We start from the raw sequence: 14,982 nt of genomic DNA, 5'->3' as shown, positions 1-14,982 counted from the left end.
GAACCAATAAAAAATTATTGGCACTGACATTCATCGACACACTATTGAGTTCTCAAAGAACACACGCACACACTTCTACCGGCAACTTGTTGTTGCGGTTTCGGTGAGGCAAGAGTTCAAACTTAGCTCAGGAACCGGCCTGGAAGCAAGTCCCAGTCGGTGTAACCCTGAACACATGATCAGTCAGGCGCTCAACGTACTACCTCGTGTCTGCAACCGCTTGGCGGCTGAGTCGGTGTCCGTGTCGCTCTGACTCGAATAAAGTTACGGGGCGGCCAACGGGAAGTCAAATCGCCAGGACAATCCGGCGTTTCCCCAGGTCGCAGCCCCCACACTAGGGCGGATTCGGCGTCGGCGCACCCCGGCGAACTTCGCGATCGAAGGCCGGGGATCGGCGGCGACCACTCGGCAACTGATCATCAGTCCAGGCGGCAGCTGACCCTCAACAACGCACCCACCTGCTGACATGACGTGACAACCGTGGACAGGTCGACCCATTCGATATACAGTTCGCCGACATTTAGCAATTTCATAGCTAATCTTCGGGCGGAAGGTAGGTCGAGGTGACGGAGGATCTCGACTCGGTCGAGCGTCGCGCCTGGAGCGCGGTGGTCACCCTCTCGATGCGCGTCCCCAGCGCGCTGGACTCCCGGCTACAGCGCGAGTTCGGCGTGACCCATTTCGAGTACCGGGTCCTGCTGTTACTGCACGAGGCCCCGGACCGGCGGATGCGGTTGAGCCTGCTGGCCGCGCGCGGACACGGGTCCATTTCCCGTCTGTCCCATGTGGTTTCGAAGCTCGAGCGGGTGGGCTGGGCGCGGCGCGAAGCCGCGGAGTGCGGGCGCGGGATCGACGCGGTGCTCACCGAGACCGGGCGGGCCAAGGTGGTGGAGGCGACCCCGGAGTATCTGATCGCGGTGCGCAAGTTGGTGCTCGACGGGCTCGACACTGTGCAGAAGGCCGAGCTCGCGGTGCTGGGTGAGCGGCTGTCCCGGCACCTGGTCGACACGCTCGGCGACGCGGATGCCGGGCAGACCGCCCCGGACTGTTGAGCGAAGGTCAGGAGTTGTGCGGACGCCAGGTGGCTACCGCCCAGATCACCACGATGTCGATGGCGATGATCAGGATCGACCACCACGGGTAGTACGGCAGCCACAGGAAGTTGGCCACGATCGACAGCGCCGCGATCACCATCGCCGACACCCGACCCCAGGTCTGGCCCGCGAGCAGGCCGATCGCCACGATCACCGCGATCGCGCCGAGGATGATGTGCCACCAACCCCAGCTGGTGAGGTCGAACTGGTAGGTGTACTCCGGCCCGACCACGATCAGGTCGTCGTTGGCCACCGCGGAGATTCCCTCGAAGATCTGCAGGACACCGACGACCGCGAGCAGAATGCCGGCGCCGATCGAAGTTCCCGCCGCGATCCCCTCGCGCACAGGGTGCTGGTTGGTGTTCGTCATCGCAGGGCCTTCCCGTCAGGTCGATGCCACGTGCCACCACGGCACGGGTCAACGGTAGGAAGGCCTCCGGCTCGGCACCTCACCCGTTGCGGGTGAACTCCGCTATCCGGCGCGGCACCGGGCGCAGCGTTTTGCCCAGGTCGGTGCGCAGGGTGATCAGCGCGTCGAGCAGGTAGTTCTGCCGCACGCGCCACGGGTGCCGGTCGCCTTGGCGCGGGAATGTGGCGATCGAGCGCAGGACGTACCCGGCATTCAGGTCAAGCAGGGGGCGTTCGGTGAGCGAGCCGTTGGGTTCGGGGACGACCGCGGGGCTACCGGTGCGGTCGAGGTGGGACAGGACTTTGCAGACCAGGCGGGAGGTGAGATCGGCGCGCAGGGTCCACGACGCGTTCGTGTAGCCCACACAGATGGCGAAGTTGGGCAAGCCGGTGAGCATGGCGCCCTGCCAGACGAACTGGTCGGCCAGCACTACCGGGACGCCGTCGACCGAAGGCGCGATGCCGCCGAACGCGAGCAGGCGCAGGCCGGTCGCGGTCACGACGATGTCGGCGGGCAGGGTCTCCCCCGACACCAAGCGGATGCCTTCGGGCACGAAAGTGTCGATGTGGTCGGTGACCACGGTGGCCTTGCCCTTCTTCATCGCCTTGAAGAAATCGGCGTCGGGGGCGGCGCACAGGCGTTGATCCCACGGGTCGTACTCGGGGGTGAAGTGCTGGGCCACGAGCTTGTCGTCTTTGAGGATGCGCGTGTTCAGGTCGGTCAGCAGTTTGCGCGCGGCGGCGGGGCGGCGACGGCAGAACTGGTAGAAGCCGATGTTGAACAGGATGTTCTTGGTGCGGATCAGGCGGTGGGCCAGGTTCGCGGGCAGGAGTTTGCGGATCTTGTCGGCCTGCTTGTCGCGGCCGGGCACGGGGCTGATCCAGGTGGGGCTGCGCTGCAGCATGGTGACGTGGGCGGCGTCGGCGGCGAGGTTGGGCACCAGGGTGACCGCGGTCGCGCCGCTGCCGATCACCACGATGCGCTTGTCGCGGGTGTCGAGATCGGTGGGCCAGAACTGTGGGTGCACCACGGTGCCCGCGAAGTCGTCGCGGCCGGGGAACTGCGGGTCGTGCGGTTGGCCGTAGTCGTAGTAGCCGGCGCAGGTGTACAGGAATCCGCAGGTCAGGGTGCTCAGTTCGGGGCCGTCGGGGCCCTCGTGGGCGATGGTGAGTTGCCAGTGCGCGTGCTGCGACGACCAGTCCGCGCCGATCACTCGGGAACCGAAACGGATGTGCCGGTCGATGCCGTTCTCCTGCGCGGTCTCGCGGATGTAGTCCAGGATCGCGGCGCCGTCGGCGATCGAGCGGGCCGCGCGCCACGGCTTGAACGGGTAACCCAGGGTGAACATGTCCGAATCGGAGCGAATGCCGGGATAGCGGAACAGATCCCAGGTGCCGCCGAGGTCGGCGCGGGCCTCGAGCACGGCGTAGCTGCGGTGCGGATGTTCGGCTTGCAGCCGGTAGGCGGCCCCGATGCCGGACAACCCGGCGCCGACGATGACGACGTCGAGGTGTTCGGGGGCAGCTGCGGTGTCGGTCATGGCTCCAGTGTGCCCGGACACACCGCGCGGCACGAGAGCGGATTTCGGTAGGTTGGTGGGGTGTCGTTGTTTCGACGTGCGGGATGGTTGCTCGTCGGCGCACTGGTCTCCGTGCTCGCCGCCGCCCTGGCGGGGTTGCCGGTCTTCGTGCATCCGCAAGTGGATCCGCTGCGGCCCGCCGACGCGATCGTGGTGCTCGGCGGCACCGCCTATGAGCGATTCGACCTCGGAATCCAGTTGGCGCAGCGGGGATTGGCGCCCGAGGTGCTGATCTCGCAGTCCACCGGTGCCGACGATCCGATGATGGACAAGTACTGCGGCGGCCGATTCGCCTTCCGGGTCTCGTGTTTCGTGCCCGACCCGTGGACCACAGATGGCGAGGCGCGCGAAATCGTGCGGCGCGCAGAGATTTACGGGTGGAAGCACATCATCGTGGTCACCTTCACCCCGCACGTGTCGCGCGCCCGGTACATCGTGGGCAAGTGCTACGACGGCGAGCTCACCATGGTCGCGAGCCCCTCGGATTCGGGGTTCGAATTCTGGTCGTGGATGTACGTGCGCCAATCCGGGGGCTACATCAGGGCTTTCGTGAATCAGCATTGCGAGACGGCCTGACATAGGCCGGTCTGTGCTCCTAGAGTGAGACCCAGCGCGGCGGGGGCTCGCGCAGGTGAGAGGACCGCCGATGCTTGTCGAGGATCTGCGCACCGTCGGCGACGACGGCTTGCGCGCCCAGGTGTGTGTGATCGGGTCGGGGCCCGCAGGGTTGACGGTGGCCACCGAACTCGCCGCCGTGGGCCTGCAGGTGCTCGTCCTGGAAAGCGGCGGTGACGAGATCACCTGGGACGAACCGGCTTTCGCCTCCATCGACAATGTCGGGGCGCCACGCGCGGAACATCATCGGATCGCGGGCAACCGGGTGCTCGGCGGCAGTTCGCACACCTGGTCCGGGCGCTGCGGGATGCTCGACGAGCTCGACTTCGCCACGCGGCCCTGGGTCACGCAGTCCGGCTGGCCGATCGACGCGGGTGCGCTGCGGCCCTACGCCGAACGCGCGGCCGAGCACGCCGGGCTCGGGCACGGGGCCGGCTTCACCGAGGACGAGTTCTGGCCGTTGTCCGGGCGGCAGGCACCGGCCGACGCCCTCGACCCGGCCGCGTTCCGCCCCTACTTCTGGCAGATCAGCCGCGACCCCGGCAACCGGTTCGACTGCAAACGGTGGGGTGCGCACGTACGCGATACCGTCGCGCCGACCGCGCGGGTGCTGGTGAACGCGACCGTCACGCACATCGACACCGATCCCACTGGGGCACATGTGAACTCGGTCGAGGTGACCGGTGCCGGTGGGCGGGTGCGGACCGTATGGGCGCAGGTGTTCGTGCTGGCCGCGGGTGGGATCGATACGCCACGGCTGCTGTTGGCCTCGCGCCGCGCGGTGGCGGGTGGGATCGGGAACCGATACGACCAGGTCGGGCGGTATCTGATGGACCATCGCTGCGGGGCGGTCGCCACGCTGGCACCCGCGGCGGCCGGGCCCGCGCTGGATCGGTTCGGAAAGTACGTGGTCAAGAGCGCGCGGGGCAAGCACACCTACCTGCACGGGATCGCGTTGTCGCCGGAGCTGCAACGGCGCGAATCGCTGGTGAACTGTGCGCTGTGGTTGCAGGAGGTTCCCGCCGAGGACGACCCGTGGGACTCGGTGAAGCGGCTGCTGCGGGGGCGCGCGCGGTGGCAGGACGTGCGAATCATGCTGTCGGACACCGGACTTCTGCTCAACGGTGCGCGGCGCAGGCTGCTCGACGGTGTCGGGTTGCCGCATCGGCTGGCCGCAGTGGAAGTGCGGGCGATGGTGGAGCAGACGCCCGACGCGCACAGTCGGGTACGACTGTCCACCCGGACTGATCCACTGGGAATGCCTTTGCCACAGGTGGATTGGCGCACCAGCGAGCAGGAGGACCGGACGGTGCGTCGGGCTACGGCCATGCTGGTCGACGAGTTCGCGCGATTGGGATTGCCTGCGCCGCAGGTGGTTTCGTCGGCACTGCCCGGCAGTACCGATCCCTTGCCGCTCACCGACTGGGCGCATCCCAGTGGCACCACGCGGATGTCGGCCGATCCACGCCACGGGGTGGTGGACCAGAACTGTCGGGTGCACGGGGTGGACAACCTGTACATCGCGGGCAGTTCGGTGTTTCCGACCAACGGGCACGTGAACCCGACGCTGACCGTGATCGCACTGGCGGTGCGGCTGGCCGACACTCTGCGCGCCGGGCTGCGCGTGGACACCGATTCCGCGGGGGCCCGTTTAGGCTGAGCGGATGCCTGACTCGTCTGCGGGAAACGGTGGATCAAGCGGGACCGAGGAGTCGGGACACCCGCACGAGCCGCACAGTGGCAATCTCGGCTCGCGCCTGAACTGGCTGCGCGCGGGGGTGCTCGGTGCCAACGACGGCATCGTGTCCACCGCCGGGCTGGTCGTCGGCGTGGCCGCCTCGACGAACAACTCGCACACGATCCTCACCGCGGGACTGTCGGGGCTGGTCGCGGGCGCGCTGTCGATGGCGGCGGGCGAGTACATCTCGGTGAGCACGCAGCGGGATTCGGAGAAGGCGCTGCTGGCCAAGGAACGCCGTGAGCTGGCCGACGAACCCGACTTCGAACTGGCCGAACTGGCCGGGATCTACGAGAAGAAGGGCCTGAGCCCGGCCACCGCGCGCACCGTGGCCGCCGAGCTCACCGCGCACGACGCGTTCACCGCGCACGCGGAAGCCGAACTCGGCATCGACCCGCACGACCTGACCAATCCGTGGGCTGCCGCGCTGTCCTCGGCGATCTCGTACACCTGCGGTGCGCTGCTGCCCTTGCTGGCGATCATGTTGCCGCCCACCCACTGGAAGGTGCCGGTGACGTTCGCGGCGGTGCTGTTCGCGCTGGCGGTGACCGGCACGATCAGTGCGCGTCTGGGCGGCAGCAGTGTGCAGCGGGCGGTGCTGCGGGTGATGATCGGTGGTGCGCTGGCGATGGCCGTGACGTATGGGATCGGCATGTTCACCGACTCGATGAGCGGCAGCTGACCCGATTCGGCGGGGGCCTGGCAAAGGCTGCGCGCGGCTGAGTTTCGGGTAGCCGAGCTCGGCTAGGCGCACCCCGGCCAGCGGAGGCCATCCTTCGAGCGGGGCGAATCAGTGCATGGGTCCCAGGTCGAGGCGGCGGGTTACTCGGTCGACGACGTCCGGGGGCATGCCGGGTTCGCGGCGGGCGGCTTGGGCTTCGCGGCGGCCGGCTTCGGTGACCGCGGCGCGGACCGCGCGCATCTGGGAGGCGAACTTGCGTTCTTTGTCCAGCGCGGCCTTGGCGTCGGCGTCGGCCAGTTCGGGGTCGGCCTTGGCGGACAGGTGGCGCAGGGTGTCCTTGATCTCGGTGTAGAGGTCCTCGGGGAGGTCGTCGCGGGCGGCGATGGCTTTGAGTTCGGTGAGTTCGGCGTTCACCACGCGGGTCCACAGGGCCTGTTCGACCGCGCGCTCCTGGCGGGTATCTATCTGGACGCCGGTGAGGCGGACCACCAGCGGCAGGGTCGGGCCCTGGACCAGCAGGGTGAACAACACGACCGCGAACGCGATGAACAGAATCTCCGAGCGGGCCGGGAAATCGGCGCCGGTGTCGAGGGTGAACGGCACGGCTAGGGCCAGCGCGACCGTGGCGACGCCGCGCATCCCCGCCCACCAGGTGACGATCACCTCCTGCCAGGTGAACGGCGCGTCGGTGTTGGGCAGTTTGCTGGTGACCGCCCAGATGCCCAGCAGCCAGGCCAGGCGCAAACCCACCACCACCGCGATCACCGCGACGGTGACCCCGGCCAGCGACGGCCAGTTGTGGCCGGTGGTCTCGATGACCACCCGCAGTTCCAGGCCGATCAGCGCGAAAGCGAAACCGGTGATGAGCATTTCGGTGATATCCCAGACCGAGTCCGCGACCAGGCGGTAGTCGCGGTCGCCGATCTCGGTGACCGCGTCGGTGAGATACAGCGCGCAGACCAGCACCGCGAGCACGGCCGAGCCGCCGCCGTGTTCGGCGATGCCGTAGGCGGCGAAGGGCAGTAGCAGGCTCAGGGCGACCTGGCCGGTGGCGGTGTTCAGGTGCTTGGTGAGCTTGCTGCCCAGCCACCCCAGCAGCAGGCCGACCACGAGGCCGACGATGGCGGCGACCGCGAAATCGCCGAGCGCGTGCAACGGCGAGAACAGGCCGGTGACCACGGCCTGGATACCGACGGTGTAGATGACGATCGCGGTGACGTCGTTGAACAGGCCTTCGCCGCCCAGGGTGACGATCAGGCGGCGCGGTAGGCCGAGGCGGCCCGCCATCGAGGTGGCCGCGACCGGGTCGGGCGGGGCGACCAGCGCGCCGAGCACGACACCCGCGGCGATGGCGGCGGCCGGATTCCAGGCGTGGAACACCGCAGCGACCGCGATCGCGGTGACGATGACGAGGCCGACCGCGCGCAACGCGATGATCTGCCAATTCTCCGCGAATTGACGCCAGGAGGTGCGGCGGGCGGCGGCGTACAGCAGCGGCGGCAAGACCAGCGGCAGGATCAACTCGGGGTTGATCTCCAGGCTGGGGACGGCGGGGATCAGGGCCAGCAGGCAGCCGAACAGGGTCATCAGGATCGACGGCGCGAGACCGATGCGCTCGCCCAGCGGTTCGGCGAGCACGGTCGCGAGCAGGATCACCAGGATGAGCACCAACTGGTCCATAGCTGACCAGTGTCATCGAGATCGGTGGTGGGTGGGGACCGACCCGCCGCCGGTCAGGGGTTGGATGCCGCGAGCTATTCGATGCTGACCGGTGCGATGTGGCGGGGGCCGCCCGCTGTCGTCCGGGTTCCGACGCCGCGACCGGCTGTTCGATGCTGACCGGTGTCATCGAGGCCGGTGACGTGCCGGGGCGACCCGTCAGGGACCAGCTATTGGGTGCTGACCACTGCGGTGTGCCGGAGGCGACCCGCCGCCGTCCGGGTTCCGATGTCGCGACCGTCGATCGGCGGGGTCACGGGCGGACCGCGACCGCGGGGGGTAGCAGGATCGGCGGCAGCGGGAACGGGAGTTGGAGGACCGGCGGCGGGGGTGGCGGGGGTGGGGCCGGTTCGGGTTCGTAGACCGGGGGTGGGGGTTCCGGTGCGGGCTCGGGTTCGTAGACCGGCGGTTCGTAGACCGGCGGGGGCGGCGGCTCGTAGGCCGGGGGCGGCGGGGGTGCTTCGACCGGGGCCGGTTCCGGGACGAACTCGGAAGCGGGCGGCGGCGGAGGTGGGGGCGGTGCGGGTGGAAGGGCGTCGGGAGTGGTGACCGTGCACTGCCATTGGCCGTCGTCGTGGACGCGCCAGTGCGCGACGATGCCGCCTGCCGAGCAGTTTCCGCCGACGCGACGAGCGGGCCACGGCGGGGCGAACTGCGCTTCGGTGTCGGCGGCCTCCTGATCGGCACCGGCCACCGGCAGGCCGTTGGCGTCGGCACCCAACGGGTTCACCGAGGGATCGTCGGCGCCCTGATCGGCGCGCAACACCAGTCCCAGCGCGACCACCAGCGCGAGCAACGCGGCCAGCACAGCCGCTATCGCGATCATTCGTGTACTGCTACCGGTCCGCTCTTCGGGACCGTCGCTGCTGCGAGCCATCGCACCGCCTTCGCCGCGGATCAGGTCTGCACCTCATCCAGCACGCTACCGCACGGTTGCTCAGCCACCACCCGCCTCGACCGGACAAGCACTGGCCAGGGCAAATACCTATATGCGATGGTTGCCCGATGTTTACTTGATCGCGACCCGCACCTTCACCGCGTCGGCGTCGGTGTTGTGCAATGCCTGTGCGATCAACGCGCTCAGGTCCAGTTGCGGGCCCGCCGCGGTCACCGATTCGGTGAGCGGACGCAAGCCCGGCAGCAGAGCCGACAATTCCGGGCCGAGCTCGTTCAGCTTCGCGGTGAGTTCTTCCAGGAACGGCACGAGACCGTCTTCGCGTAGGTACATCTGTGGATCGCCCTCGGTGGCCCGGCCGACCGATTCCACGAACTGGTCGATCACCTGACTCAAGCGGACGAACGCGGGCGCGGCCGCGGCGGTGGCGGGGCCGGCCCACGCGATATCACCGGAGACGTATTCGAAGTTGTTCTGCAGTTCGCCGATCGCGGGCGCGCGGCTCATCAGTGCCGCGGCGAGCAGGTCGCCCGCGCGTGCCAGCTCGGGAACCACGTTCTCGGTGCCGGCCATCGCGGTACCGAGCGTGTCGACCAGGGAGCCGACCACCGCGGGGTCCAGCTGCTCGACGGTCTTGGTGACCAACCGGGCGACCTCGGGGATCGACATCGGCGTGCGCACGTTCTCGCCTGAAAGTCGTTGTCCGTCAGCCAGATACGGGCCGTCGGCGGAGCGCGGCACGAACTGCACGTACGGCTCACCCAGCGACGACAGGTGTTCGATGGTGACCACGCTGCTCAGGGGCACCTTGTGATCGGCGCCGATCCGGAAACCGACCTGCACCCGCCCGCCGGCGGAGGTGTCGATCTCGGTGACCTTGCCGATCTCGATCCCGGTCAGCAGGATCGGCGAACCCACCGACAGGCCACCGGAATTCGCAATCTCGATCGAGGCGGCGGTGAAGTCGGCCAGCGGATCCACCCGAACCACCCCGAAGGTCAGGTAACCCGCGCCGAGCACGGTGATGGCGGCGATACCGCTCAGCGAAGCCAGGGCACCGGTCTTCATCGCACCATTCCGATCATCCGCAGCGCGGTGACGATCTGCGCCAGCTGGTCTTCTTCGGACACCCGCACGCCGGTGACGTTCACCTTCGGGCCGTTCTCGGCGAAGGGAATGATCTTGTCGCGCAACAGCGCCGTGAGCAGCGCCATGTTGGTGGCCGAGCGCAGGTCCGCCGATCCGCCGGTGGCCAGCGGCACGAACGCGTTCGCGGCCGCGTCGCCCGAGCGCGCGATCGGGGCCAGCCAGGTCAGCGAGGAACCGACCGGGCCCAGTGCGTCGAAGATCTTCATGGTCTTGGCGATCGAGTCCTGTGTGCCGGTCATCGCGGCCACCGCCTCGGGCGTGAGGATGTTGGTGAGCTCGGGGCCGATGCCGTGCATGACCTCGGCGTTGGCGGCCAGGCCGTTGACCAGCAGGTCGACCTGGTCCAGATTCGCGGCCAGGTTCGCGGCGTCGGCGCCCATCACCGCGGAGATGCGCGCGGTTTCCTTGGGGTCCTGTGGCATCACCGAGTTGATCCGGCCCAGCATTTCCTGCAGCTGGCCGATGGCGCCGCCCTGCACGAACACCGCCATGGTGGCCATCGTGTCTTCCAGTTGCACAGGCGGTTTCGTGCGATCGATCGGAATGGTGTCGCCGTCGCGCAGCAGGTCGCCGAAGCCGTCCTTGGGGGTCGTCAGCGACAGGTGGATGTCGCCGAGGATGGTGTTCTGGCGCAGTTCGGCGATGGACTTTCTCGGCAACTGCACCGTGTCGAGGATGTCGGCCTCGACGATGACGTAACCGCCGCGACCTGCTGGTGCGTCGGCGGGTTGGACCACGCGCACGCCGTCGACGATGCCGATCTCGGCGCCGTTGGCGATCACCTTCGACCGCGACGGCAGGTTCAGCACGCTGCTGAACTCGATCTGCACGCGATAGGTCTCTCCGCTCACCGTCGAACCGGGAACCGGCACGTCGGCGGGGTCGAAACCGCAACCACCGACCGCGAGACCGGTGGCGACCACCAGCGCGATCACGCTGTGTCGCAACATCTTTCGGGTGTTCATCGGGCACCTGCCATTCCGAGCACGACCTGCACGAGATTCACGTCGGCCAGTCCCTGCGCCGGGTCGGGACACTGCCCTGGGATCAGCGCGTTCACCGCGGTGCACACCTGGTCGGCTTCACCGGTGGGCAGTGCGACCTTCGGCGGCGCGTAGGTGATCGCGGTGCCGCCGGCGGGATCGGTGGCGCTGCGAAAGGCCGAGGCCAGCGCGGGCATCTTGGCCACGATCTCCGACAGCGATCCGACGTTGGCGCGCAACAGTTTTACCAGCGGGACGGTGTCGTCCAGCGCGCCGATCAGCGGGTCGCCGAGGATGATGGCGACGTCGTTGAGCATCGGCAATAGGTCGCCGAGTCCTTCGAACAGCGAGGTGGCCGGGCCGAGCAGGTCGTCGGAGGCCTGGTTCAGCAGCGGGGCCAGACGCACCAGCATGGTCTGCAGGTCGCCCCAGTTGGCGGCGACCCGGTTCGACACCGAGGCGAAGGCATCGAAAAGGCCTGCGAGATGGGCGATGTCGGCGTCGGGCTTGTTCATCGCCGTACCGAGTTTGTGGATGAGCTCGTTGACCGTGGGGCCGGTGCCCGCGGTCGCGCGGTCCAGCGAGGACAGGCCGTTGGCCAGTCCGCCCGGCTGACCCGCGGTGCCGCCGGACAGTTCGTCGGACAGGCTCGCCAGTGCGGTCAGTGTTTCGGTAATGCTCTTGGGCGTCAGGGTTTTGGTGATGCAGCCGCCCGCGAGCGGGGGCGCGTCCTTGCCGGTGGTGAGCACGGCCAGATTGCGGTCCGCGGCAACCGAATACGCGACGGTGGTCGCGGAAGCATCGGAGCGGACCGGGAATTCGGCGTCCACGGCGAACTCGACGCGCACCTTGGCGCCCTCGTTGCGCACCGCGGTCACCTCGCCGACGTTCATGCCGCGCATGGTGACGTGATTGCCCGGGTAGAGGCCGATCGCGTCGGGCATCATCGCGCAATAGGACTGCGTCTTCTTCAGCGGATCGAAGGCGATGAAATAGCCGCCGGTCACCAACGCAACCAGCACCGCGACACCGGCGATCGACATGAAGGCCTGCGATCCCAGCAGTTTCCTCAACATCAGCACGCCTTCCCTGGCAGCGGTACGCACACGCGGGCGCTGGACTGGTCGACCACCACACCCGCTTCGGGGGTTGCCAGCTGCGACAGCTTGGTCTGCAGCTCGTGCACGGTGCCGAGGACCGGTTCGAGTTGGCCGCCGAGTTCGCCCAGTCGCGGCAGCGCGTCGGCCAGCGCCTGCACCTGCGGTTTCAGGCTGGACTCCCAGGTCGGTGCCAGGCCGGCCAGCCGGTTCACCACCGAGGTGAGCAGCCGAAGTGCTTCTGCCAGTTCGGCCTTCTTGCTCAGCAGCAGGTCTTCGAGCAGGTTGACGTTGTTCATCAGCCTGCCCAGATCGGACTTGGCGCCGTCGTACATGGAGATGTACTCGTCGAGGATCGCGATCGACTTCGACACCTGCGAACGCTGCCGGTCGAGCATGTCGACGTACGTGCTCACGGTGTCCAGGGTGGTGCGCAGGGCTTCCGGGGAGGTCTCGATCGCGGAGTTCGCCGCGGCCAGGTTGTTGCGCACGGTGTCGCCGTCGACCGCGGCCAGCGGGGTCGTGGCGTCCTGGAAGGTCTCGATCAGGCTGTAGGGCAGGCGAATTCGATCCGACGGAATGGCCTTGTCCCCCAGCGGCGCGGAGCCGGCCGGGTACAGGGCGACGTAGTGGCCACCGACCACGGTGAGCATCCGGATGTCCAGGGAGCTCTGATCGCCGACGAACACCTCGTCCTTCACGGTGAACCGCATGAGCACCTTGTCGGGGCGCAGTTCCAGCGAGGTGACGCTGCCCACCGAGATGCCGGCCAGGCGCACGTCGTCGCCTTCGCGCACGGACTGCGCTTCGCTGAGTTCGGCGGTGTAGGTGTGTTTGCCCAACGGCACCACGTAGATCACCGCGGCGCCGACGATGAACAGCACCACCAGGCTCAGTCCGAGGATGCCCATGCGCAGTTCGCGGGCGCGTTTGCCCGCTTCGTCGAGGATCGGGCGATCACCGGAGAAGATCTTGGGCAGCTTCAGCGGTTGCATACGGTGACCTTCTGTCCGGCGATCAGCACCTGCAGCGGGGCGGGCACGTCGGCCGCGCCGTTGCCGCAGTGCGGCGTGAAGTCGGCGAAACCGCGCGACAGCGACGAGTCGACCGTGGCCAGCAGCCCGGGCAGCTTGCCGAACACCTCGACGGCTTCGGCCGGGTTCGGGAACAGGGCGCGGATCATCGCGTCGACGTCGGCGCCGCCGCCTTCGACCAGGCCCAGCGAGGCGAGCAACCGGTCCACCGGTGCCAGCACCGAGGGCGCGGTCATCGCGAACTGCGCGACGCCGCCGATATTGCGTTGCATCGCCTCGAAGACGTCGGTGAGCCGGGCCAGCAGCGGCAGAAGTTGGCCCACGCGGCCGCCGTGTCGGTCGGCCATATCCGACAGGTTGCGGATCAGCGTGCCGATCACCTGCTGACGGTCCTGCGCGTAACTGGCGAGCTGGTCGATCGCGCTCAACGCGGGGCCCAGACCCGAGCCGTCGCCTTCGATCACCGCGAGCATGCTGGCGGTGAACTGGTTGATCGCCTCGGGCGACAGCGTGGCCAGCACCGGCTTCAAACCGCTGAACAGGCTCGTCACGTCGAACGACGGGACGGTCATGTTCGCGCCGATCCGGGCACCCGCGACGATCTTCGCGCCGGGGTTGGGTGCCTGCTGCAGGTCGATGTAGCGCTGGCCGGTGAGGTTCTGGTAGCGGATGGCCAGCTTGGAGTTGTCGTAGATCGGGGTGTCGGTCTTGACCGTGATCGCGATCTTGGCCTTGTCGCCTTCCAGGCCGATCTTCTCGATCTTGCCCACCTGCACGCCGAACATTCGCACGTCGTTGCCGACTTTGAGGCCGTTGGCGTCGGTGAACAGCACGTCGTGGGCGTTGGTGTCACCGGCGACCGGGCGTTGGATCAGCGTGAACACCAGACCCAGCGCGACGATCATGACCAGGGTGAATGCGCCAAGACGCAGTGCGGTTCCGCGAATCTTCATCGCGCACCGGCCTTTCCGAACAGCGGCACCGCGATACCGGGGACACCGCTGAGCTCGACGTCGAGGTTGAGGACCGGACCGTTGGGGCCGTCGGGCATGGCGCCGCGCAGGTTCTGCAGCAGGGCGGTGAGGTCGGCGCCGGTGCGACGGGGGTTGGGCGACATCTGGGCCAGCGCCGACAGCATCGGCGCGAGCATGTCGGTGGTCTCGGCGAAGTGCCCGCCCGCGGTGTTCAACGTGGTGGTCAGGGCGGGCAGGATGCTGCCGCCGATCACGCCGACGCCGATGTCGTAGCGGTCCTTGTCGATCTGGGTCACCCGGATCTCGCTGAGCTGGTCGATCACCTGCATGGTGGCGCCGGCGAACTGGCCGCCGCCGTCGAAGGCGGGGCCGAGCTTGCCGAACAGCTCCGCAGGCATCACGTCCTGGTTGTCGGCGATGGTCCTGGCCACGGTGATCAGCGCCTGCACCAGCGGGGTGAAGGCCTTGAAGTCCGCGGCCAGCTGGGAGATGACCGTGGCCATCTGCGGGCTGGTCACGGTCATGCCGACCTGCGACAGGCTGCGCAGGATCGCGCTCATCGTGGCGTCGTAGACCCGGTCGCCGTTGGCGCCGGTGAGGTCGAGCACCGCGCCTTCGCGCAGCGGGGAACCGCCTGTGCCACGGCGCAATTCGATTTCCGCGATGCCGAACAGGTTGGTGGGGGCGTAATCGACTGCGAGGCTGTCGTCGATGCCGACCAGTCGCTCGCCGTCCAGCAGCAGCGCGATCTGCTGGGTGCCGCGTTCGCCGGGGGTCACTTCGGCGACCTCGCCGACGGTGACACCGTCGATGCGGACCTGACTGCCCGCGCTGATGCCGTCACCGAGGTGATCGGTGTGCAGGGCGATACGCAGGCCCTCTTCGGTGCGGAAGTTGTTGTAGCCCACCGTGGCCAGCACGACCACCGCGATCAGACCGAGGATGATTCCGCCGGTCAGGCGCGCGCTGCGTCGGTCGGCCGCGACACCGGGCATTCCGTAGTTAGGCACTAGA

At 68.1% G+C, this 14,982-nt stretch carries 14 protein-coding genes; 4 read left to right on the top strand and 10 right to left on the bottom strand.

Going from position 1 to position 14,982, the window contains the following annotated elements; all coding sequences use genetic code 11:
• Positions 1 to 563: 563 nt before the first annotated feature.
• The gene (locus tag ACFWVD_RS27250; RefSeq protein ID WP_379247567.1) at positions 564 to 1,052 is read left to right on the top strand and encodes a MarR family winged helix-turn-helix transcriptional regulator; all 489 of its coding nucleotides are present in this window, start codon (positions 564 to 566) and stop codon (positions 1,050 to 1,052) included.
• Positions 1,053 to 1,059: 7 nt separating this feature from the next.
• On the opposite strand, the gene ACFWVD_RS27245 is transcribed toward ACFWVD_RS27250, so the two are convergent.
• A complete protein-coding gene (locus tag ACFWVD_RS27245) occupies positions 1,060 to 1,464 on the bottom strand; it encodes a hypothetical protein (RefSeq protein ID WP_379247565.1) in 405 nt (134 codons plus the stop codon).
• Between the two features lie 79 nt (positions 1,465 to 1,543).
• Positions 1,544 to 3,043: a flavin-containing monooxygenase gene (locus ACFWVD_RS27240; RefSeq protein ID WP_379247563.1), complete on the bottom strand. Its 1,500-nt coding sequence runs from the start codon at positions 3,041 to 3,043 to the stop codon at positions 1,544 to 1,546.
• Positions 3,044 to 3,103: 60 nt separating this feature from the next.
• Here ACFWVD_RS27240 and ACFWVD_RS27235 point away from each other — a divergent pair, with 60 nt between their 5' ends.
• The 3 genes from ACFWVD_RS27235 to ACFWVD_RS27225 all read left to right on the top strand — a co-directional run bounded on the left by ACFWVD_RS27235 (position 3,104) and on the right by ACFWVD_RS27225 (position 6,117).
• Positions 3,104 to 3,658: a YdcF family protein gene (locus ACFWVD_RS27235; RefSeq protein ID WP_379247561.1), complete on the top strand. Its 555-nt coding sequence runs from the start codon at positions 3,104 to 3,106 to the stop codon at positions 3,656 to 3,658.
• 70 nt (positions 3,659 to 3,728) lie between these two features.
• Complete coding sequence (locus ACFWVD_RS27230; RefSeq protein ID WP_379247559.1) at positions 3,729 to 5,357, top strand: GMC oxidoreductase; 1,629 nt, start codon at positions 3,729 to 3,731, stop codon at positions 5,355 to 5,357.
• 4 nt (positions 5,358 to 5,361) lie between these two features.
• Complete coding sequence (locus ACFWVD_RS27225) at positions 5,362 to 6,117, top strand: VIT family protein (protein WP_379247557.1); 756 nt, start codon at positions 5,362 to 5,364, stop codon at positions 6,115 to 6,117.
• 108 nt (positions 6,118 to 6,225) lie between these two features.
• On the opposite strand, the gene ACFWVD_RS27220 is transcribed toward ACFWVD_RS27225, so the two are convergent.
• The 8 genes from ACFWVD_RS27220 to ACFWVD_RS27185 all read right to left on the bottom strand — a co-directional run bounded on the left by ACFWVD_RS27220 (position 6,226) and on the right by ACFWVD_RS27185 (position 14,978).
• The gene (locus tag ACFWVD_RS27220; protein WP_379247555.1) at positions 6,226 to 7,797 is read right to left on the bottom strand and encodes a Na+/H+ antiporter; all 1,572 of its coding nucleotides are present in this window, start codon (positions 7,795 to 7,797) and stop codon (positions 6,226 to 6,228) included.
• Positions 7,798 to 8,089: 292 nt separating this feature from the next.
• Positions 8,090 to 8,713: a hypothetical protein gene (locus tag ACFWVD_RS27215; protein ID WP_379247553.1), complete on the bottom strand. Its 624-nt coding sequence runs from the start codon at positions 8,711 to 8,713 to the stop codon at positions 8,090 to 8,092.
• 132 nt (positions 8,714 to 8,845) lie between these two features.
• On the bottom strand, positions 8,846 to 9,799 hold the full coding sequence (locus ACFWVD_RS27210; protein ID WP_379247551.1) for an MlaD family protein: 954 nt from the start codon (positions 9,797 to 9,799) through the stop codon (positions 8,846 to 8,848).
• Positions 9,796 to 10,845, bottom strand: coding sequence for an MlaD family protein (locus ACFWVD_RS27205; protein WP_379247549.1), 1,050 nt, complete (start codon positions 10,843 to 10,845; stop codon positions 9,796 to 9,798). Before ACFWVD_RS27205 ends, ACFWVD_RS27210 begins: the two co-directional genes overlap by 4 nt.
• Positions 10,842 to 11,939 carry an MlaD family protein gene (locus ACFWVD_RS27200; RefSeq protein WP_379247547.1) on the bottom strand — a complete coding sequence of 366 codons (1,098 nt, stop codon included), beginning with the start codon at positions 11,937 to 11,939 and terminating at the stop codon, positions 10,842 to 10,844. Before ACFWVD_RS27200 ends, ACFWVD_RS27205 begins: the two co-directional genes overlap by 4 nt.
• Positions 11,939 to 12,955: an MlaD family protein gene (locus ACFWVD_RS27195; RefSeq protein ID WP_379247545.1), complete on the bottom strand. Its 1,017-nt coding sequence runs from the start codon at positions 12,953 to 12,955 to the stop codon at positions 11,939 to 11,941. The genes ACFWVD_RS27200 and ACFWVD_RS27195 overlap by 1 nt, the downstream gene beginning before the upstream one ends.
• Complete coding sequence (locus ACFWVD_RS27190) at positions 12,943 to 13,947, bottom strand: MlaD family protein (protein WP_379247543.1); 1,005 nt, start codon at positions 13,945 to 13,947, stop codon at positions 12,943 to 12,945. Before ACFWVD_RS27190 ends, ACFWVD_RS27195 begins: the two co-directional genes overlap by 13 nt.
• Positions 13,944 to 14,978 carry an MlaD family protein gene (locus tag ACFWVD_RS27185; protein WP_379247541.1) on the bottom strand — a complete coding sequence of 345 codons (1,035 nt, stop codon included), beginning with the start codon at positions 14,976 to 14,978 and terminating at the stop codon, positions 13,944 to 13,946. Before ACFWVD_RS27185 ends, ACFWVD_RS27190 begins: the two co-directional genes overlap by 4 nt.
• Positions 14,979 to 14,982 lie beyond the last annotated feature (4 nt).

Origin of the sequence: Nocardia sp. NPDC058666 (genome assembly GCF_042714895.1) — a bacterium.
Lineage (GTDB): Bacteria > Actinomycetota > Actinomycetes > Mycobacteriales > Mycobacteriaceae > Nocardia.
Note: the sequence above shows the minus strand (reverse complement) of the source record. Positions and strands in the feature narration are given on the sequence as shown.

Excerpts from the sequence above, each read along its gene's own strand:
- ACFWVD_RS27225 (WP_379247557.1), top strand. The coding sequence starts at position 5,362 with ATGCCTGACTCGTCTGCGGGAAACGGTGGATCAAGCGGGACCGAGGAG.
- ACFWVD_RS27200 (WP_379247547.1), bottom strand. The coding sequence starts at position 11,939 with ATGTTGAGGAAACTGCTGGGATCGCAGGCCTTCATGTCGATCGCCGGT.
- ACFWVD_RS27205 (WP_379247549.1), bottom strand. The coding sequence starts at position 10,845 with ATGAACACCCGAAAGATGTTGCGACACAGCGTGATCGCGCTGGTGGTC.
- ACFWVD_RS27210 (WP_379247551.1), bottom strand. The coding sequence starts at position 9,799 with ATGAAGACCGGTGCCCTGGCTTCGCTGAGCGGTATCGCCGCCATCACC.
- ACFWVD_RS27240 (WP_379247563.1), bottom strand. The coding sequence starts at position 3,043 with ATGACCGACACCGCAGCTGCCCCCGAACACCTCGACGTCGTCATCGTC.
- ACFWVD_RS27195 (WP_379247545.1), bottom strand. The coding sequence starts at position 12,955 with ATGCAACCGCTGAAGCTGCCCAAGATCTTCTCCGGTGATCGCCCGATC.
- ACFWVD_RS27230 (WP_379247559.1), top strand. The coding sequence starts at position 3,729 with ATGCTTGTCGAGGATCTGCGCACCGTCGGCGACGACGGCTTGCGCGCC.
- ACFWVD_RS27245 (WP_379247565.1), bottom strand. The coding sequence starts at position 1,464 with ATGACGAACACCAACCAGCACCCTGTGCGCGAGGGGATCGCGGCGGGA.
- ACFWVD_RS27190 (WP_379247543.1), bottom strand. The coding sequence starts at position 13,947 with ATGAAGATTCGCGGAACCGCACTGCGTCTTGGCGCATTCACCCTGGTC.
- ACFWVD_RS27220 (WP_379247555.1), bottom strand. The coding sequence starts at position 7,797 with ATGGACCAGTTGGTGCTCATCCTGGTGATCCTGCTCGCGACCGTGCTC.
- ACFWVD_RS27215 (WP_379247553.1), bottom strand. The coding sequence starts at position 8,713 with ATGGCTCGCAGCAGCGACGGTCCCGAAGAGCGGACCGGTAGCAGTACA.